Source organism: Burkholderia sp. IMCC1007, assembly GCF_027257875.1.
Classification (GTDB): Bacteria; Pseudomonadota; Gammaproteobacteria; order Burkholderiales; family Burkholderiaceae; genus Burkholderia.
This window is the reverse complement of sequence record NZ_JAPVQY010000027.1, coordinates 66,716-85,168: the sequence shown is the minus strand read 5'-3', so window position 1 is coordinate 85,168 and position 18,453 is coordinate 66,716. Positions and strand designations below refer to the sequence as shown.

Sequence of the window (18,453 nt, the reverse complement as noted above, 5' to 3'; positions counted from 1 at the left end):
GCCCGGCTCTCGCCCGATGCGTCGCGGCTCACAGCCCCAGAATCATCTGCGCGATGATGTTCTTCTGAATCTCGTTCGAACCGCCGTAGATCGAGGTCTTCCGATAGTTGAAGTAGTACGCGGCGAGCGGCGCCGCATCGTCGTCGCCCGCGATGCTGTGCTCGCGCTCGGCTTCGAGGAACGGCACGTCGAACGGTGCGGCGAGCGGCCCGATTGCCTCGAACATCAGCTCGGTGAGCGCCTGCTGCACTTCGGTACCCTTGATCTTCAGCATCGACGCCTCGGGGCCCGGGCCCTTGCCGCTCGTCTCGCGGCTCACGACGCGCAGCACCGTCACCTCGAGCGCCATCAGCTCGACTTCGAGCGCCGCGACCTTCGCGGCAAACACCGGGTCAGCGAGCAACGGCTTGCCGTTCTTGCGCTGGTTCGACGCCACCCGCTTCAGGAACACGAGCTCCCGCTTGGACGCGCCGACGCGCGCGATGCCGGTGCGCTCGTGACCCAGCAGGTACTTCGCGTAGGTCCAGCCGCGGTTTTCGTCGCCGACGAGGTTCTCGACGGGCACCTTCACGTCCTCGAAGAACACTTCGTTGACCTCGTGGTCTTCGTCGAGCGTGATGATCGGGCGCACCGTGATGCCGGGCGTCTTCATGTCGATCAGCAGGAACGAGATGCCCTCCTGCTTCTTCGCCGCCGGGTCGGTACGTACGAGGCAGAACATCATGTCCGCATACTGGCCGAGCGTCGTCCAGGTCTTCTGGCCGTTGACGATGTAGTGGTCGCCGTGGCGCTCGGCGCGCGTGCGCAGCGACGCGAGGTCCGACCCGGAGCCCGGCTCGGAGTAGCCCTGGCACCACCAGTCGGTACCGTCGAGAATGCGCGGCAGGTAATGGCGCTTCTGCGCTTCGCTGCCGTATTTCATCAGCACCGGTGCGACCATCGACACGCCGAACGGCAAGACGGTCGGCGCGCCGATGCGCGCGCACTCCTCATCCCAGATGTGCCGCTGCGTCGCATTCCAGCCCGGGCCGCCGTATTCGGTCGGCCACGCAGGCGCGGACCAGCCGCGCTGGCCGAGAATCCGGTGCCAGCTCGCGAAGTCCTCGCGGTCGAGTCGTTTGTGATCGAGTACTTTGGCGCGCAGCGCGTGAGGCAGATTCGCCTCGAGCCAGACGCGGACGTCAACGCGGAATGCGTCGTCGGCGGGGGAATAATCCAGATCCATGCGCAGTGTCTCCTGGCCGCGGCCGTCCGGCCCGGCGAGGACACGCTGCGTATGTCATTGCAGCGGTTCTTTCAGCGCGGCAGGAATCGGCAACGGCATCACTTCGATGCCTTCTTCGGCGAGGGATTGCGCATCCTCCGGCGTCGTGACGCCACGAATGCTGCGCGCGGGCGCCTCGTTGTAATGGATGCGCCGCGCTTCCTCGGCGAAGCGCTCGCCCACGTTTTCAGTCTTCTCCAGCACCTCGCGCAGCGCACGCATCGCCTGCGCCTGGAGCGCACGCGGATCGGCCGGCTTCGCCTGCGTCGCGCCCGACAGGTTCAGGCGCGGCGCGGACGGCATCCGGTTGATCTCGGTCGTCCCGCACACCGGGCATTCGACCAGCTTGCGAGACAACTGCGCTTCGAACTCATCGGCGGAAGCGAACCAGCCTTCGAACCGATGACCGTGCGGGCACTGTAAATCGAGGACCTTCATGCTGAATCAGGGCGTGTGACGAGTGTAGCGCAAAAAACGCTTTTGTGAACGATCGTGCTAAACCAGGATTGCGCGGCCGGAAGCGGCCGCGTCACACGATTGTAACGCGGCGCCCCGCCCGCCGCTGACGCGCGGTCAGGGGTTCTGGACCGGGCCGAGCGGCCACGTGCCGGACAGCACCTTGTCGAGCCACATCGCGCCGATGATCGTCTTCACGTCGGTGATCTGGCCCGTGCGCACCCATTCCTGCAGGTCGGCCTGCGTCGCCGTGAAGGTTTCGAGAAATTCGCCTTCGTCGAGCTTGCGCTCGCCGGCGGTCAGCCCGCGTGCGAGGTACAGGTCGATGAATTCGGTCGAATAGGAAATGATCGGGTGAATCCGGGCCAGGAATACGTATTCGTTGGCCGTGTAGCCGGTTTCTTCGCGCAGCTCGCGCACCGCACAGGCGAGCGCGCCTTCGTTCGGGTCGAGCTTGCCGGCCGGAAATTCGGCCATGACCTTGCCGATCGGATAGCGATACTGGCTTTCCATCAGCACGCGGCCGTCGTCGAACAGCGGGATCACCATCACCGCGCCCGGGTGCTGGACGTATTCGCGCGTGGCCTGCTTGCCGTCAGGCAGGCGGACGGTATCGCGCTTGAGCTTGAGGAACGAGCCTTCGAAAATCGCCTCGCTCTCGACGCAGGTTTCGGTCAGTGCGGCATCGTGATTGGGTAGTTCGGCCATCGGGCTGCTCCGGGGAAATGGGCACGCGACGGCCGAAGGCGCGTCAGCGTCGTTTGACTAGATACTGGAACGTGAAGCCGGGAAACGCGAACACGACGAACAGACTGAACGTGATCGCGTAAAACTGCCAGCCTTGTTCGAAGCGGTTGCCGGCGCGCGACTCGAGCCAGAAGCCGAGTGCGCCGACGACGAAATACAGCACGATCAGCTCGCCGATCCGAACCCACGCGTTCTTCTTCGTCGCGCCGATCGGCACGACGGCGAACACGCGTTGGTTCAGGAACGGCACGTTGGCGCAGACGAACGCCAACAGCACAATGAACCAGCCGGCTGCCGACATTACAGCGGCAGCGTGTGACGGATCGCCTGCAGGCAGGCCGTCAGCAGCGGGCTCGGGATCAGGCCGAGCACGACGACCGCAAGGCCGTTCGCCACGAGCAGCGTGCGCTTGCAGAAGTCGCCGGTGATCGGAGCCGTGTCCTGCGGTGCATCGAAGTACATCAGCTTGACGATACGCAGGTAGTAGAACGCGCCGAACAGCGACGTGATCACGGCCAGCACGGCCAGCCAAGTCAGGCCTGCGTTGACGGTCGCCTCGAGCACCGCGAGCTTCGCGTAGAAGCCGACGGTCGGCGGAATGCCGGCCAGCGAGAACATCATGACCATCATCACGAACGCGAACACCGGGCTGCGCTTGTTGAGGCCCTTGAAGTCGTCGATCGTGTCCGCTTCGAAATCGCGGCGTGCGAGCAGCATCACCACGCCGAACGAGCCGAGCGTCGTGATCAGATAGACGATCGCGTAGAACATCGCCGAGCTGTACGCGCTCGCCGGTGCGGCCGCGTCGCCCTTCACGATGCCTGCGAGCAGGCCGAGCAGCACGAAGCCCATGTTCGAGATCGCCGAGTACGCGAGCATCCGCTTGATGTTGCGCTGGACGATACCGGTGATGTTACCGACGATCAGCGACAGCGCGGCGAGGATCACGAGCGCGGTCTGCCAGTTCTGCGCGAGCGGCAGCAGGCCCATCACCAGGAAGCGCAGGCCCCACGCGAACGCGGCAACCTTCGGGCCGCCGCCGACGAACAGCGTCATCGCGGTCGGTGCGCCCTGATAGACGTCCGGCACCCACATGTGGAACGGCACGGCGCCGAGCTTGAACGCGATACCGGCGACGATGAAGATCACGCCGAACATCAGCACGGCGGCGTCGGTGTTGCCGCCGACCGCCTTGTACACCTCGCCCAGCTCGAGCGAGCCGGTCGCGCCGTAGAGCATCGAGATGCCGTACAGCACGAAGCCCGACGCGAGCGCGCCCAGCACGTAGTACTTCATTGCGGCTTCGCTCGACTGCGGCGCGTCGGGACGCAGCGCGATGATCGCGTACAGCGACAGCGACATCAGTTCGAGGCCGAGGTACAGCGTCAGGAAGTTGTTGCCCGACACCATCACCAGCTGACCGAGCAGCGAGAACATGCCGAGCAGGAACACGTCGCCGCGGAACATGTCGCGGTCTTCGAGGTACTTGCGCGAATAAACGAGCGAGACCGCGAAGCCGATCGACACGACGGCCTTCATCATGCTCGCGAACGAGTCGACGACGACCATCCGCGAGAAGAAGTAGTACTGCTGCGGATCCAGCGCCTGCACGGCGAACCATACGCCGGCGACGACCGACGAAACCACCGCGATCAGATAAGTGAGGCGGCGGCCGGCGGCACCCGTAAAGGTGTCGTTCAGCCATGCGACGACGATGGCGACCATCACCAGCGCGTCAGGCAACAGGACATTCATAGGAGCATTCATGATTTTGATTTCCTCCGCTCGCGATTACTGCGCCAGCGGCAGCTTCGACTGCGCGACGTGGGAGAGGAGGTTTTCCACGGAAACGTGCATCACGTCGGTGAAAGGCTTCGGATACAGGCCCATCAGCAGCGTGAACGCGGCAAGCACGGCCAGCATCAGGAACTCGCGGTTACCGATGTCCTTCAGCTTGGCAACGTGATCGTTTGCAACCGCGCCGAAGTACACGCGCTTGTACATCCACAGCGTGTAGGCGGCGCCGAGGATCAGCGTGAACGCTGCACCGAACGCGATCCAGAAGTTGTACTGGACGGCTGCGAGAATCACCATGAACTCGCCGACGAAACCCGACGTGCCCGGCAGGCCGCAGTTCGCCATCGAGAACAGCATCGCGAACGCCGCGAACTTCGGCATCACGTTCACGACGCCACCGTAGTCGGCGATCTGGCGCGAGTGCAGGCGGTCGTACAGCACGCCGATACACAGGAACATCGCGCCCGACACGAAGCCGTGCGAGATCATCTGGATGATCGCGCCTTCGACGCCGAGCTGGTTGAAGATGAAGAAGCCGAGCGTGACGAAGCCCATGTGCGCGATCGACGAATACGCGACCAGCTTCTTCATGTCGGACTGCACCATCGCGACGAGGCCGATGTAGATCACCGCGATCAGCGACAGCGTGATCACGACCGGCGCCAGGAAGTGGCTTGCGTCAGGCGTGATCGGCAGCGAGAAACGCAGGAAACCGTACGCACCGAGCTTCAGCATGATCGCGGCCAGCACGACCGAGCCGCCCGTCGGCGCTTCCACGTGCGCGTCCGGCAGCCAGGTGTGCACCGGCCACATCGGCACCTTCACCGCGAACGCGAGGAAGAATGCAATGAACAGCAGGATCTGCGGCGTCATCGCGATCTTCGCGTCCTGCCACGTCGCGAGGTCGAACGAATGCGTCTGCGTGTACAGGTAGATCAGCGCAACCAGCATCAGCAGCGAGCCGGCCAGCGTGTACAGGAAGAACTTGAATGCCGCATACACGCGATTCGGACCGCCCCACACACCGATGATGATGTACATCGGGATCAGGGTCGCTTCGAAGAACACGTAGAACAGCAGGCCGTCGGCCGACGAGAACACGCCGACCATGATCCCCGAGAGGATCAGGAACGCCGCGAGGTACTGCGCGACGTTCTCCGTAATCACTTCCCACGCGGCAATCACGACGATGACCGTGATCAGCGCGGTCAGCACCACGAACCACATCGACAGGCCGTCGACGCCAAGGTGATACGAGATGTCGAAGCGTTCGATCCAGACCGAATGCTCGACGAACTGCAGCGCTGCCGTGCTCGAGTCGAAGCCCGTGATCAGCGGAATCGTGACCGCGAGCCCGAGCAGCGAACCGATCAGTGCGACCCAGCGGGCCGTCGCCGGCTTTCTATCGTTACCTACCACGAGCACGAGGAGGCCGAAAACGATAGGCAGCCAGATCGCGGTACTGAGAATCGGAAAAGCGTGCATTAGTTATTCCCCGTCTTATTTGCCGCCCAGCGTCACAAACAGGGTCAGGAGCCCCAGCATGCCGATGATCATGGCGAACGCGTAGTGGTAGATGTAACCGGATTGCAGGAAGCGGATCACGCTGGCGAACCAGCCGATGAACCGGGCGCTGCCGTTCACGAGGCCGTCGATCACCACGACGTCACCCTCCTTCCACAGGCCTCGGCCGATCGCCACCGAACCACGGGCGAACACCACCTCGTTGATCTTGTCCATGTAGTACTTGTTGTCGAGCAGCGTGTAGATCGGGCCGAACGTGCGGCGGATCGAAGCCGGCAGCTCCGGACGCTTCAGGTACAGGAACCACGCGACGACCACGCCGGCGAGCGCCAGCCACACCGGCAGGCCCGACACCGAGTGCAGACCCATGCCGACCCAGCCGTGGAACTCCTCCGCCATCTCGGCCAGTGCCGGATGATTCGCGCCGACGAAGATCACCTTGTCGAACGCGACACCATGCTGGAAGAAGTCGCCGAACAGCATCGGGCCGACCGCGATCGCACCGATGATCACCGACGGGATCGCCAGCAGGACGAGCGGCACCCACACGACCCACGGGGTCTCGTGCGGCTCGTGCGCGTGATCGTCATGACCGTGGCCATGGCCGTGATCGTCGTGACCGTGAGCGGCCGCCATGCCCATCGGCGATTCCGGATGCTTCGGCTTGCGGAAGCGCTCTTCGCCGTGGAACACCAGGAAGTACATGCGGAACGAGTACAGCGCCGTGACGAACACGCTCGCGACCACCGCGAAGTACGCGAAGCCCGAACCCGGCAGGTGCGACAGCTTCACCGCGTCGATGATCGAGTCCTTCGAGTAGAAGCCCGAGAAGAACGGCGTACCGATCAGCGCCAGCGAACCGACGAGCGACGTGATCCACGTGATCGGCATGTACTTGCGCAGGCCACCCATGTTGCGCATGTCCTGGTCGTGGTGCATGCCGATGATCACCGAACCGGCGCCGAGGAACAGCAGTGCCTTGAAGAACGCGTGCGTCATCAGGTGGAACACGGCGACCGGGTAAGCGGACACGCCGAGCGCCACCGTCATGTAACCGAGCTGCGACAGCGTCGAGTACGCGACGACACGCTTGATGTCGTTCTGGACAATCCCGAGGAAGCCCATGAACAGCGCCGTGATCGCGCCGATCACCGTGATGAACGACAGCGCGGCGTCCGACAGCTCGAACAGCGGCGACATGCGCGACACCATGAAGATGCCGGCCGTCACCATCGTCGCCGCGTGAATCAGCGCGGAGATCGGCGTCGGGCCTTCCATCGAGTCAGGCAGCCACACGTGCAGCGGGAACTGCGCCGACTTGCCCATCGCGCCGATGAACAGGCAGATACACGCGACGGTCAGCAGGCCCCAGTCGGTGCCCGGGAAGTGCAGGCTCGCGAGCTCCGCACGCTTCGCGAACACTTCGCCGTAGTTCATCGAACCCGCGAACGCGAGCAGCAGGCCGATGCCCAGCAGGAAGCCGAAGTCGCCCACGCGGTTCACGAGGAACGCCTTCATGTTCGCGTAGATCGCGCTTTCACGCGTGAAGTAGAAGCCGATCAGCAGGTACGACACGAGGCCCACCGCTTCCCAGCCGAAGAACAGCTGCAGGAAGTTGTTGCTCATCACGAGCATCAGCATCGAGAACGTGAACAGCGAGATGTACGAGAAGAAGCGCTGGTAGCCGTCCTCTTCCGACATGTAGCCGATCGTGTAGATGTGCACCATCAGCGAGACGAAGGTCACGACGACCATCATCATCGCGGTCAGCGAATCGACGAGGAAACCAATTTCAAGTTTCAGCGAGCCGACGTTCATCCACTGATAGACGGTCGCGTTGAAGCTCGCGCCCCCCATCACGTCGACGAAGACTTTCGCCGACAGCAGAAACGCGATCAATACGCCGAGGATCGTGATCCGGTGTGCGCCCTTACGCCCCACGGCGTTCCCGAACAGCCCCGCAATCAGCGAGCCGGCCAGCGGAGCGAGCGGAATCGCCAGCAGCAGGTTTTCATTGAGTGTCGTTGACATAACAGCGTTACCTGAAATTAGCCCTTGAGCTGATCGAGATCCTCGACATTGATCGTGTCGAGCTTACGGAACAGGGTCACCAGAATCGCCAGACCGATCGCCGCTTCCGCTGCTGCGACGGTCAGCACGAAGAACACGAAGATCTGGCCGTGCACATCGCCGAGGTAATGAGAAAACGCGACGAAGTTGGTGTTCACCGCCAGCAGCATCAGTTCGATCGCCATCAGGATGATGATGATGTTGCGGCGGTTGAGAAAGATCCCGACGATCGCGATCGCAAAGAGGATCGCGCCGAGCACGAGGTAGTGAGCAAGAGTCAACATGGTTTTCTTTTTCCTCCGCTTAGCCGTTGGTGCTCGTATCGGCTTCGCTCTGCGCCGTTTCCGGCTGCGGCTTTTCCGCTTCCATCTTCACGAGGCGCACGCGGTCGGCGCGACGCACCTTGACCTGATCCGACACGCGCTGGCGCTTGCTGTCCTTGCCCTTGCGCTCGGTCAGCCCGATCGCGGCGATGATCGCGACCAGCAGCACGAGGCCGGCGATTTCAAACGCGAAGATGTAGTCGGTGTAGATCACCTTGCCGATCAGTCGCGTGTTCGACCAGTCGGCCATCGCGCCCGTCGCCATCGCGTGCGCCGATTGCGTATCGCCGTAGCCGCGCCACAGGATCAGCGCGGTCTCGACCACGATGATCGCGCCGACCACCGTTGCCATCGGCACGAAGCGCTTGAAGTCGCGACGCAGGTAGTCGATGTTGATGTCCAGCATCATCACGACGAACAGGAACAGCACCATCACCGCGCCCACGTAGACCAGAACCAGCAGGATCGCGAGGAACTCCGCTTCCAGCAGCATCCAGATCGCGGCGGCGTTGAAGAACGCCAGCACAAGGAAAAGCGCAGACGCCACCGGGTTGCGCGAAGTGATCACCTTCAGCCCTGATACCACCAGGAGCAGCGCGAAGATGTAGAACAGTACGGTCGTGAATTCCATGATTACCGGTTCATCGTTAGGCCATAGTCAGGCGCGGCTTGCGGGACGCCCGCACCCGTCGCGGCGGCTGGCCCGTCGATGCCGGGCCGGCACTGCAAACACAATCAACGATACGGCGCGTCGGCAGCCTTCGCCGCTGCGATGTCCTTCTCGTAACGATCGCCCACTGCGAGCAGCATTTCCTTCGTGAAATACAGGTCGCCGCGCTTTTCGCCGTGGTATTCGAGAATCTGCGTCTCGACGATCGAATCGACCGGGCAGCTCTCTTCGCAGAAACCGCAGAAGATGCACTTCGTCAGGTCGATGTCGTAGCGCGTCGTGCGGCGCGTGTTGTCGGCGCGCGTTTCCGATTCGATCGTGATCGCCAGTGCGGGACACACGGCCTCGCAGAGCTTGCACGCGATGCAGCGCTCTTCGCCGTTCTCGTAGCGGCGCAGTGCATGCAGCCCGCGGAAACGCGGCGAAATCGGGGTCTTCTCTTCCGGGAACTGCACGGTGAACTTGCGCTTGAACGTGTAACGGCCGGTCAGCGCGAGCCCCTTCAGCAGCTCGGTCAGGAAGAAAGTCTTAAAGAAGTGTTGGATTGCCGTCATGATTTCGTCCTTACTTCACCCAGATGTTCAGCGGCGACATCATCCAGAAGCCGACCACGACCACCCAGATCACCGTGACGGGCAGGAACACCTTCCAGCCCAGGCGCATGATCTGGTCGTAACGGTAGCGCGGGAACGTCGCGCGGACCCAGATGAACACCGACAGCAGCGCGAATACCTTCAGCACCAGCCAGAAGATGCCCGGAATGAACGACAGGAATTCGAACGGCGCATCCCAGCCGCCGAGGAACAGCGTCGCAGCCAGCGCCGAGATCACGATCATGTTGATGTACTCGGCGAGGAAGAACAGCGCGAACGCCATACCCGAGTAATCGATCATGTGACCCGCGACGATTTCCGACTCGCCTTCCACCACGTCGAACGGGTGACGGTTCGTTTCGGCGATGCCCGACACGAAGTAGACGACGAACGCCGGCAGCAGCGGCAGCCAGTTCCACGACAGGAAATTCACGCCGTGGCCGGCGAAGAAGCCGTGCTGTTGCGAGCCGACGATTTCCGACAGGTTCAGGCTGCCGGCCGTCATCAGCACGAGCACCAGCGCGAAGCCCATCGAGATTTCGTACGAAACCATCTGCGCCGCGGCACGCATCGCACCGAGGAACGCGTATTTCGAGTTCGACGCCCAGCCGGCGAGAATCACCGCGTACACGCCGATCGACGAAATCGCCATCGCGTACAGCAGGCCGGCGTTCACGTTCGCGAGCACGGCTTCGGCCTGGAACGGGATCACTGCCCACACGGCGAACGCCGGCACGACGGTCATAATCGGCGCGACCAGGTAGAGCCAGCGGCTCGCGGCGGTCGGCTGAATGACTTCCTTCAGCAGCAGCTTCAGCACGTCGGCGATCGGCTGCAGCAGGCCGCCGGGGCCGACGCGGTTCGGGCCGAGACGCACGTGCATCCAGCCGATCAGCTTGCGTTCCCACAGAATCAGGTACGCGACGCACAGCAGGATGACGACGGCGACGACGAGGATGCGCACGAGTGCCCACACCGTCGGCCACGCGAAGCCAAGAAGCTGGGTCCCGCCCGCGTTGATCGTATCGAACAAGCTCATTTACGCCTTCTCCACCACCAGTTCACCGAACAGGCTGCCGAGCGCTGCGCCGGCAGGCGTTGCCGCCGACACGCGAACGACCGTCTCCGCAAGATTCGCGTCGCGCACGGCCGGCAACTGCACCGCACGCTCGCCCTGGCGCACGCGCACCGCGTCGCCTTCCTTCAAGCCCAGCTTGTCGAACAGCGCGGCCGGCAGGGCTGCGACGTTCGCCGCCTTCGCGGCAGCCGTCAGGTGCAGCGCACCGGCGCGGCGCACGAGTGCGTCGGCATGATAGATCGGCACATCGGCGAGGCGCTCGAAGCTGCCGTTTGCGGCATTCGCCGCGACGCGCACCGGCGCGACCGACGTCGCGTTCGACAGACGGCTCGCGACGCCCGCGTCGCCGAGCGCCGCGACACGCACGTCTTCCGCGGTCTCGTATTCGAAGTTCGGCAGGTCGAGGAGACTGCCGAGCACGCGCAGCACCTTCCACGCCGGACGCGTGTCGCCGAGCGGGCGCACGACGCCGTTGAAGCTCTGCACCGAGCCTTCGGCGTTGACGTACGTGCCGGCCGTTTCGGTGAACGGCGCGACGGGCAGCAATACGTCCGCGTAATCGAGGCCGTGCTTGAACGGCGACATCACGACGACCATTTCAGCCTGGTTCAGCGCGGCAAGCGCCTGCGCCGGATCGGCCGTGTCGAATTCGGGCTCGACGTTCAGCAGCACGTAGCCCTTGCGCGGCTGCGCGAACGCTTCGCGAGCGTTCAGGCCGCCATCGCCCGGCAGCGCGCCGACGACGTGCGCGCCGACCGTGTTCGCCGCTTCCGTCAGGAAACCGAACGTGGCGCCGGTGTTCTCGGCGATCCACTGAGCGACGGCGTGCAGCTTCGCGAATTCCGGATGACGGACGGCCACGTTGCCGAGCAGCACCGCGCGGCGCTCGCCGTTCGCGAGCGACTGCGCGACAGCCTGCGCCGCCGCCGATGCCGTGACGCCCGCGAGCGTGTCGGGCAGCGCGACGCCGCGCAGCTGCGCGACGGCTGCAGCGATGCCGGCCAGTTCGTCGAGCCATGCCGACGGCGCGGCAACGATGCGCTTCGCGGTACGGATCAGCGAGTCGTCGGCGGTCGCGTGCAGGAAATGCAGCTTCGCGCCGTTCTTCGCGGCCTGACGCAGGCGTGCGGCGAACAGCGGATGGTCGCGGCGCAGGAACGAACCGACGATGAACGCGGCATCCACGTTCGACAGATCGGCGATCGGCATGCCGAGCCACGGTGCGCCCTGGACCGGCGCCGAGAAATCCTGCTGACGCAGACGGAAGTCGACGTTCGGCGTCTTCAGTTCGTTGGCGAGCTGCTTCACGAGGAACAGCTCTTCAGCGGTGCTGTGCGCGCTCGCGAGCATCGCCAGCGCGTTCGCGCCGTGATCCGCGGCGATACCCTTGAGCCCCTTCGCGACGTATTCCAGCGCGGTCTGCCAGTCGGTTTCGAGCCACTGGCCGCCCTGCTTCAGCATCGGCTTGGTCAGGCGCTCTTCGCTGTTCAGGCCTTCGTACGAGAAACGATCCTTGTCCGAGATCCAGCATTCGTTGATCGCTTCGTTCTCGAACGGCAGCACGCGCATCACGCGGTTGTTCTTCACCTGCACGACGAGGTTCGCGCCGACGGAATCGTGCGGGCTCACCGACTTGCGACGCGACAGTTCCCACGTCCGGGCGCTGTAGCGGAACGGCTTGCTGGTCAGCGCGCCGACCGGGCACAGATCGATCATGTTGCCCGACAGTTCGGAATCGACCGTCTTGCCGACGAACGTCGTGATTTCCGAGTGCTCGCCGCGGCCCAGCATGCCGAGCTCCATCACGCCGGCGATTTCCTGGCCGAAGCGGACGCAGCGCGTGCAGTGGATGCAACGCGACATTTCTTCCATCGAGATCAACGGGCCGACGTTCTTGTGGAACACCACGCGCTTTTCTTCCGAGTAGCGCGACGACGACTTGCCGTAGCCGACCGCCAGATCCTGCAGCTGACATTCACCGCCCTGATCGCAGATCGGGCAGTCGAGCGGGTGGTTGATGAGGAGGAATTCCATCACCGCCTGCTGACCCTTCACGGCCTTCTCGGACTGCGTGCGAACGATCATGCCGGCCGACACGGGCGTCGCGCAGGCAGGCACGGCCTTCGGCATCTTCTCGACTTCGACGAGACACATCCGGCAGTTGGCCGCAACCGACAGTTTCTTGTGATAGCAGAAGTGAGGAATGTACGTGTCAGCCTTGTGTGCAGCCTGGATCACCATGCTGCCTTCGGGCACCTCGACCTTCTTGCCGTCTATTTCAAGTTCAACCATGATGGTGAATGGTCCTTAACCTATTTTCGCCCGCTCGCGCCGTGGCCCGACCGTGCGCTCAAATTCCGCAACCCGGTGCTTCGCTTCAGGCCGCTGCCGCGTGTGCGTGACCGCCGACCATGCAATGCTTGTGCTCGACGTGGTATGCGAATTCGTCCCAGTAGTGCTTGAGCATCCCGCGCACCGGCATCGCCGCTGCATCGCCGAGCGCGCAGATCGTGCGGCCCATGATGTTCTCCGCCACCGAATTCAGCAGGTCCAGATCTTCCTGGCGCCCTTCGCCGTGCTCGATACGATTCACGACGCGATACAGCCAGCCGGTGCCTTCACGGCACGGCGTGCACTGGCCGCACGATTCCTCGTAGTAGAAGTACGACAGGCGCAGCAGCGAACGCACCATGCAGCGCGTCTCGTCCATCACGATCACCGCGCCGGAACCGAGCATCGAGCCCGCCTTCGCGATCGAGTCGTAGTCGAGATCCGTCTGCATCATGATGTCGCCCGGAATCACCGGCGCCGACGAGCCGCCCGGAATCACGGCCTTGATCTTCTTGCCGCCGCGCATCCCGCCGGCGAGCTCCATCAGCGTCGCGAACGGCGTGCCGAGCGGCACTTCGTAGTTGCCCGGACGCTCGACGTCGCCCGACACCGAGAAAATCTTCGTGCCGCCGTTGTTCGGCTTGCCGATCTCGAGGTAATTCTGCGGCCCGATGGACAGCAGGAACGGCACCGCGGCGAACGTCTCGGTGTTGTTGATCGTGGTCGGCTTGCCGTACACGCCGAAGCTCGCCGGGAACGGCGGCTTGAAGCGCGGCTGGCCCTTCTTGCCTTCGAGCGATTCGAGCAGCGCCGTTTCCTCGCCGCAGATGTACGCGCCGTAACCGTGGTGCGCGTGCAGCTGGAACGAGAATTCCGAGCCCATGATGTTGTCGCCGAGGAAGCCCGCGGCGCGCGCTTCCTCGAGCGCTGCCTCGAAGCGTCGATACACTTCGAAGATTTCGCCGTGGATGTAGTTGTAGCCGACGGTGATGCCCATCGCGTACGCGCCGATGGCCATGCCTTCGATCAGCGCATGCGGGTTCCAGCGCAGGATGTCGCGATCCTTGAACGTGCCCGGCTCGCCTTCGTCCGAGTTGCAGACGAGGTACTTCTGCCCCGGGAACTGACGCGGCATGAAGCTCCACTTCAGGCCGGTCGGGAAGCCCGCACCGCCACGGCCACGCAGGCCCGACGCCTTCACGTCGGCAATGACCTGCTCAGGGGTGATCTTTTCTTCGAGAATGCGACGCAGCTGCTTGTAGCCGCCGCGCGCAACGTAGTCTTCGAGGTGCCAGTTCTCGCCGTTCAGACCAGCGAGGATCAGCGGTTTGATGTGACGGTCGTGGAGGGACGTCATTTCGAAAGCTCCTCAAGCAGCTGGTCGATCTTGTCGCGGCTCATGAAGCTGCACATTCTGTGATTGTTCACCAGCAGCACCGGCGCATCGCCGCACGAGCCCATGCATTCGCCTTCCTTCAGCGTGAACTTGCCATCGGGCGTGGTCTCGCCGAAGTCGATGCCCAGCTTCTGTTTCAGGTAGTCGGCCGTCGCTTCGGCGCCGCCGTGCGGCCCCAACTGGCACGGGAGGTTCGTACAGAGCGTGATCTTGTGCTTGCCGACCGGTTTGAGCTCGTACATCGTGTAGAACGTCGCGACTTCCTGCACCGCGACGGCCGGCATGCCGAGATAGTTCGCGACGAACTGCATCAGTTCGGGCGACAGCCAGCCGTGCTCTTCCTGAGCGACGGCCAACGCCGACATCACGGCGGACTGTTTCTGATCGGCGGGATACTTCGTCAACGCGCGATCGATTTCCTTCAGGCCTTCAGCTGAGATCATTTTCAGACACGACTCTTTCAATTCCTACCGAACGAACAACCTGCCGCACTGCGGTGCATGCACGGCAGACCTGGCGCTCACTGTTGACAGCTTGCGAAGCCGCGCCGGTTCAGCGCAACCGCATGTGACTTCGCGTGACTTGCTGCTCGCCGCCCGCTCGCGCAGGCGGCGCGACCTTTAGCGATCGATTTCGCCGAACACGATGTCCTGCGTACCGATGATCGTGACGGCGTCGGCAATCATGTGACCCCGCGCCATTTCGTCGAGCGACGCGAGATGCGCGAAGCCCGGTGCGCGGATCTTGAGGCGATACGGCTTGTTGGCACCGTCCGACACGAGGTAGATGCCGAATTCGCCCTTCGGATGCTCGACTGCCGCGTACGCTTCGCCTTCCGGCACGTGAAAACCTTCGGTGAAGAGCTTGAAGTGGTGAATCAAGTCTTCCATGTTGGTCTTCATGCCGACCCGCGACGGCGGCGCGATCTTGTGATTGTCGGTCATCACCGGGCCCGGATTCTTGCGGAGCCACTCAATACACTGTTTCGCGATACGGACAGACTGGCGCATTTCTTCGACGCGCACCAGATAGCGGTCGTAGCAGTCGCCGTTCACGCCGACCGGCACGTCGAAGTCGAGGCGATCGTACACTTCGTACGGCTGCTTCTTGCGCAGGTCCCACGCGATACCCGAGCCGCGCAGCATCGGGCCCGTCATGCCCATCTGCAGTGCACGTTCCGGGCTGACGACACCGATCCCGACCAGACGCTGCTTCCAGATCCGGTTGTCGGTCAGCAGCGTTTCGTATTCGTCGATGCACTTCGGGAAGCGCGTGAAGAAGTCGTCGATGAAGTCGAGCACCGAGCCGCTGCGCGCTTCGTTCATCTTCGCGAGCGCCTTCTCGTTGCGGATCTTCGACGCCTTGTATTGCGGCATTGCGTCAGGCAGGTCGCGATAGACGCCGCCCGGACGGTAGTACGCCGCGTGCATCCGTGCGCCGGACACCGCTTCGTACACGTCCATCAGGTCTTCGCGCTCGCGGAATGCGTACAGGAACACCGCCATCGCGCCGACGTCGAGCCCGTGAGCACCGATCCACATCAGGTGGTTCAGCACGCGCGTGATCTCGTCGAACAGCACGCGGATGTACTGCGCGCGCTCCGGCACGTCGATGCCGAGCAGTTTTTCGATCGCGAGCACGTAGCCGTGCTCGTTGATCATCATCGACACGTAGTCGAGACGATCCATGTACGGCACGGACTGGATGAAGGTCTTGTTTTCCGCGAGCTTCTCGGTCGCGCGATGCAGCAGGCCGATGTGCGGATCGGCGCGCTGGATGACTTCGCCGTCGAGCTCGAGCACCAGGCGCAGCACACCGTGCGCTGCCGGGTGTTGCGGGCCGAAGTTGAGGGTGTAGTTCTTGATTTCTGCCATGACGCCCCCTTAATGTTTCAGACCGCCATAGCGATCCTCGCGGATCACGCGCGGCGTGATTTCGCGCGGCTCGATCGTCACCGGCTGGTAGACCACCCGCTTCTCTTCCGGGTCGTAGCGCATTTCGACGTAGCCCGACACCGGGAAGTCCTTGCGGAACGGGTGACCGATGAAGCCGTAGTCGGTGAGGATGCGGCGCAGATCGGGGTGCCCTTCGAACACCAGGCCGTACAGGTCGAACGCTTCGCGTTCATACCAGTTTGCGGAGGTCCAGATGTCGACGACCGATGCCACGATCGGCAGATCGTCGTCCGGCGCGAATACGCGAACGCGCAGGCGCCAATTGTTCGTGACCGACAGCAGGTGCGACACGGCAGCGAAACGCGGGCCGTCGTAGGCGCCGTCGCCGTAGGTCTGGTAGTCCACGCCGCAGAGGTCGATCAGCTGCTCGAAACGGAGCTTCGGATCGTCGCGCAGCGTCTTTGCGACTTCGAGGTAATCGCTCGCCTTCACGACGAGCGTCAGTTCACCGATCGCTTCGGTGAGGCTCACCACGCGCGCGCCGAGCGCGGCTTCGAGGTTTGCCTTGAGGGTCTCGATTTTGCTTGCCATATTGAGGGGACGCTCGGGGCTTTATTGACGGGCGATGGTGCTGGTGCGGCGGATCTTCGCCTGAAGCTGGATCACGCCGTACACGAGCGCCTCGGCGGTGGGCGGACAACCCGGCACGTAGACGTCGACCGGCACGATCCGGTCACAGCCGCGGACCACCGAGTACGAGTAGTGGTAGTAGCCGCCGCCATTCGCGCACGACCCCATCGAGATCACCCAGCGCGGCTCGGCCATCTGGTCGTACACGCGGCGCAGTGCGGGCGCCATCTTGTTGCAGAGCGTGCCGGCAACGATCATCACGTCGGACTGACGCGGACTCGGACGGAACACGACACCGAACCGGTCCAGGTCATAACGGGCGGCGCCCGCATGCATCATCTCGACGGCGCAACATGCGAGTCCGAACGTCATCGGCCACAGCGAGCCGGTACGCGTCCAGTTGATCAGCTTGTCAGCCGTCGTGGTGACAAACCCTTCCTTCAAGACCCCTTCGATACTCATTTGCTTTCCACTCCAGACGGGCGACCCAGCGTGGCCGCCCATGCAAACCGGCGATTAGCCCATCACTCCCAGTCGAGGCCGCCCTTCTTCCAGATGTAGGCAAAGCCCAACAGGAATTCGAGCAGGAAAATCATCATTGCGATGAAACCGGGCCAGCCGATGTCCCGCAGCGCGACGCCCCACGGAAACAGAAATGCGGTTTCGAGATCGAAGATGATGAACAGGATGGCGACGAGGTAGTACCGGACGTCGAATTTCATCCGGGCGTCTTCAAAGGCTTCGAAGCCGCACTCGTATGGTGCGTTCTTCTCGACGTCCGGCTTGTTGGGACCAAGAAGCTTGCCGATGCTGATCAGCGCTATACCTAAACCAGTGCCCACGAGGAGGAACAACAAGACGGGGTAATAGGCTGCGAGGTTCAAGGCAATCCTCTATCGGTTAGTTCTGAGCGTCCGGAGAATACCACTTCCGGCGAAAGGAATCATTTCGGAGTGCCTGCGATCACAAGACAATCGCAAGACACACCCCAGAAATGAAAAATGCCAGCCACTCGGAAGCGGCTGGCATTGAGTAACTTTGGTGCCGACGGCGAGACTCGAACTCGCACAGCTTTCGCCACTACCCCCTCAAGATAGCGTGTCTACCAATTTCACCACGTCGGCACTGCATGCAACTCGGGTCGTACTGCCTGTTTCCCGCGAATCGCTTCAAGAATTAAATTCTAACCTGTCTTTCAGAATTGTTCAACGCACAACGGGAAATATTTCAGCTTTTATTTCGGGACGTCCTGGCCCGGCGCGCTCGCGGCCGAAGCACCCGACGACGCAGCGGCGGACGCGGCGACAGCCGGTGCCGACGCGGCAGACGCCGATGCGGGTGCGGTCGCGACCGCACCCAGCACGCCCGCCGACGGCGTCGACTTGTACGAGCCGAGATACGTCAGCGCGAGCGTCGCAACGAAGAAGATCGTCGCGAGAATGCCCGTCGTGCGCGACAGGAAGTTCGCCGAGCCCGTCGCACCGAACAGGCTGCCCGACGCGCCGCTGCCGAATGCGGCGCCCATGTCGGCGCCCTTGCCGTGCTGCAGCAGCACGAGACCAATCACACCGAGTGCAGACAGCACCTGCACCACAATAATCAGCGTCTTGAATAACAGCATCACATCCATCCGATTGGATCAGGCAACCGGACCGACCGGCCGCCATCATGGTTCAATT

Annotated in this window: 19 protein-coding genes and 1 tRNA gene; all 20 read right to left on the bottom strand. The window is 63.1% G+C overall.

The genetic code is table 11. The features are described from left to right. Window positions 1-28: 28 nt before the first annotated feature. Window positions 29-1,225 carry an acyl-CoA dehydrogenase family protein gene (locus O1Q03_RS22445; RefSeq protein ID WP_269506194.1) on the bottom strand — a complete coding sequence of 399 codons (1,197 nt, stop codon included), beginning with the start codon at window positions 1,223-1,225 and terminating at the stop codon, window positions 29-31. Between the two features lie 54 nt (window positions 1,226-1,279). Beyond that, window positions 1,280-1,702, bottom strand: coding sequence for a DUF1178 family protein (locus O1Q03_RS22440; protein ID WP_096507607.1), 423 nt, complete (start codon window positions 1,700-1,702; stop codon window positions 1,280-1,282). A 135-nt stretch (window positions 1,703-1,837) separates the two neighbouring features. Continuing rightward, window positions 1,838-2,428: an NUDIX domain-containing protein gene (locus O1Q03_RS22435; RefSeq protein ID WP_269506191.1), complete on the bottom strand. Its 591-nt coding sequence runs from the start codon at window positions 2,426-2,428 to the stop codon at window positions 1,838-1,840. Between the two features lie 43 nt (window positions 2,429-2,471). Further along, window positions 2,472-2,768, bottom strand: a complete 297-nt coding sequence (locus tag O1Q03_RS22430; protein WP_269506190.1) for a DUF2818 family protein — start codon at window positions 2,766-2,768, stop codon at window positions 2,472-2,474. Then, on the bottom strand, window positions 2,768-4,222 hold the full coding sequence (nuoN, locus tag O1Q03_RS22425) for an NADH-quinone oxidoreductase subunit NuoN (protein ID WP_269506220.1): 1,455 nt from the start codon (window positions 4,220-4,222) through the stop codon (window positions 2,768-2,770). Before nuoN ends, O1Q03_RS22430 begins: the two co-directional genes overlap by 1 nt. A 36-nt stretch (window positions 4,223-4,258) precedes the next feature. Then, a complete protein-coding gene (locus O1Q03_RS22420; protein ID WP_269506189.1) occupies window positions 4,259-5,749 on the bottom strand; it encodes an NADH-quinone oxidoreductase subunit M in 1,491 nt (496 codons plus the stop codon). A gap of 15 nt (window positions 5,750-5,764) precedes the next feature. Beyond that, window positions 5,765-7,819, bottom strand: coding sequence for an NADH-quinone oxidoreductase subunit L (gene nuoL / locus O1Q03_RS22415; RefSeq protein WP_269506187.1), 2,055 nt, complete (start codon window positions 7,817-7,819; stop codon window positions 5,765-5,767). 17 nt (window positions 7,820-7,836) lie between these two features. After that, on the bottom strand, window positions 7,837-8,142 hold the full coding sequence (nuoK, locus tag O1Q03_RS22410; RefSeq protein ID WP_004185739.1) for an NADH-quinone oxidoreductase subunit NuoK: 306 nt from the start codon (window positions 8,140-8,142) through the stop codon (window positions 7,837-7,839). A gap of 19 nt (window positions 8,143-8,161) precedes the next feature. Then, complete coding sequence (locus O1Q03_RS22405; protein WP_269506184.1) at window positions 8,162-8,812, bottom strand: NADH-quinone oxidoreductase subunit J; 651 nt, start codon at window positions 8,810-8,812, stop codon at window positions 8,162-8,164. Window positions 8,813-8,916: 104 nt separating this feature from the next. Next, window positions 8,917-9,405, bottom strand: a complete 489-nt coding sequence (nuoI, locus tag O1Q03_RS22400) for an NADH-quinone oxidoreductase subunit NuoI (RefSeq protein ID WP_006478270.1) — start codon at window positions 9,403-9,405, stop codon at window positions 8,917-8,919. 10 nt (window positions 9,406-9,415) lie between these two features. Continuing rightward, window positions 9,416-10,483 (bottom strand): NADH-quinone oxidoreductase subunit NuoH, encoded by a 1,068-nt coding sequence (gene nuoH, locus O1Q03_RS22395; protein ID WP_269506182.1) that lies wholly within the window; start codon window positions 10,481-10,483, stop codon window positions 9,416-9,418. Next, on the bottom strand, window positions 10,484-12,814 hold the full coding sequence (gene nuoG / locus O1Q03_RS22390; RefSeq protein WP_269506180.1) for an NADH-quinone oxidoreductase subunit NuoG: 2,331 nt from the start codon (window positions 12,812-12,814) through the stop codon (window positions 10,484-10,486). It abuts the gene before it with no gap. Window positions 12,815-12,899: 85 nt separating this feature from the next. Then, window positions 12,900-14,210 carry an NADH-quinone oxidoreductase subunit NuoF gene (gene nuoF, locus O1Q03_RS22385; protein WP_269506179.1) on the bottom strand — a complete coding sequence of 437 codons (1,311 nt, stop codon included), beginning with the start codon at window positions 14,208-14,210 and terminating at the stop codon, window positions 12,900-12,902. Further along, window positions 14,207-14,692: an NADH-quinone oxidoreductase subunit NuoE gene (gene nuoE, locus O1Q03_RS22380; RefSeq protein WP_269506177.1), complete on the bottom strand. Its 486-nt coding sequence runs from the start codon at window positions 14,690-14,692 to the stop codon at window positions 14,207-14,209. Before nuoE ends, nuoF begins: the two co-directional genes overlap by 4 nt. 177 nt (window positions 14,693-14,869) lie before the next feature. Beyond that, window positions 14,870-16,123, bottom strand: coding sequence for an NADH-quinone oxidoreductase subunit D (locus tag O1Q03_RS22375; RefSeq protein ID WP_269506175.1), 1,254 nt, complete (start codon window positions 16,121-16,123; stop codon window positions 14,870-14,872). Window positions 16,124-16,132: 9 nt separating this feature from the next. Further along, window positions 16,133-16,735 carry an NADH-quinone oxidoreductase subunit C gene (locus O1Q03_RS22370; protein WP_269506174.1) on the bottom strand — a complete coding sequence of 201 codons (603 nt, stop codon included), beginning with the start codon at window positions 16,733-16,735 and terminating at the stop codon, window positions 16,133-16,135. Window positions 16,736-16,756: 21 nt separating this feature from the next. Beyond that, a complete protein-coding gene (locus tag O1Q03_RS22365; RefSeq protein ID WP_004186402.1) occupies window positions 16,757-17,236 on the bottom strand; it encodes a NuoB/complex I 20 kDa subunit family protein in 480 nt (159 codons plus the stop codon). Window positions 17,237-17,298: 62 nt separating this feature from the next. Continuing rightward, window positions 17,299-17,658: an NADH-quinone oxidoreductase subunit A gene (locus tag O1Q03_RS22360; protein WP_096507621.1), complete on the bottom strand. Its 360-nt coding sequence runs from the start codon at window positions 17,656-17,658 to the stop codon at window positions 17,299-17,301. Window positions 17,659-17,813: 155 nt separating this feature from the next. Then, a tRNA-Leu gene (locus tag O1Q03_RS22355) sits at window positions 17,814-17,898 on the bottom strand. 110 nt (window positions 17,899-18,008) lie between these two features. After that, the gene (secG, locus tag O1Q03_RS22350; protein ID WP_269506172.1) at window positions 18,009-18,395 is read right to left on the bottom strand and encodes a preprotein translocase subunit SecG; all 387 of its coding nucleotides are present in this window, start codon (window positions 18,393-18,395) and stop codon (window positions 18,009-18,011) included. Window positions 18,396-18,453: the final 58 nt, after the last annotated feature.

Coding starts and splice junctions, on each gene's coding strand:
- nuoH (WP_269506182.1), bottom strand. CDS start 10,483: ATGAGCTTGTTCGATACGATCAACGCGGGCGGGACCCAGCTTCTTGGC.
- nuoK (WP_004185739.1), bottom strand. CDS start 8,142: ATGTTGACTCTTGCTCACTACCTCGTGCTCGGCGCGATCCTCTTTGCG.
- O1Q03_RS22445 (WP_269506194.1), bottom strand. CDS start 1,225: ATGGATCTGGATTATTCCCCCGCCGACGACGCATTCCGCGTTGACGTC.
- nuoI (WP_006478270.1), bottom strand. CDS start 9,405: ATGACGGCAATCCAACACTTCTTTAAGACTTTCTTCCTGACCGAGCTG.
- O1Q03_RS22430 (WP_269506190.1), bottom strand. CDS start 2,768: ATGTCGGCAGCCGGCTGGTTCATTGTGCTGTTGGCGTTCGTCTGCGCC.
- nuoE (WP_269506177.1), bottom strand. CDS start 14,692: ATGATCTCAGCTGAAGGCCTGAAGGAAATCGATCGCGCGTTGACGAAG.
- O1Q03_RS22370 (WP_269506174.1), bottom strand. CDS start 16,735: ATGGCAAGCAAAATCGAGACCCTCAAGGCAAACCTCGAAGCCGCGCTC.
- nuoG (WP_269506180.1), bottom strand. CDS start 12,814: ATGGTTGAACTTGAAATAGACGGCAAGAAGGTCGAGGTGCCCGAAGGC.
- nuoF (WP_269506179.1), bottom strand. CDS start 14,210: ATGACGTCCCTCCACGACCGTCACATCAAACCGCTGATCCTCGCTGGT.
- O1Q03_RS22435 (WP_269506191.1), bottom strand. CDS start 2,428: ATGGCCGAACTACCCAATCACGATGCCGCACTGACCGAAACCTGCGTC.
- O1Q03_RS22440 (WP_096507607.1), bottom strand. CDS start 1,702: ATGAAGGTCCTCGATTTACAGTGCCCGCACGGTCATCGGTTCGAAGGC.
- O1Q03_RS22420 (WP_269506189.1), bottom strand. CDS start 5,749: ATGCACGCTTTTCCGATTCTCAGTACCGCGATCTGGCTGCCTATCGTT.
- O1Q03_RS22365 (WP_004186402.1), bottom strand. CDS start 17,236: ATGAGTATCGAAGGGGTCTTGAAGGAAGGGTTTGTCACCACGACGGCT.
- O1Q03_RS22405 (WP_269506184.1), bottom strand. CDS start 8,812: ATGGAATTCACGACCGTACTGTTCTACATCTTCGCGCTGCTCCTGGTG.
- secG (WP_269506172.1), bottom strand. CDS start 18,395: ATGCTGTTATTCAAGACGCTGATTATTGTGGTGCAGGTGCTGTCTGCA.
- O1Q03_RS22375 (WP_269506175.1), bottom strand. CDS start 16,123: ATGGCAGAAATCAAGAACTACACCCTCAACTTCGGCCCGCAACACCCG.
- nuoN (WP_269506220.1), bottom strand. CDS start 4,222: ATGAATGTCCTGTTGCCTGACGCGCTGGTGATGGTCGCCATCGTCGTC.
- nuoL (WP_269506187.1), bottom strand. CDS start 7,819: ATGTCAACGACACTCAATGAAAACCTGCTGCTGGCGATTCCGCTCGCT.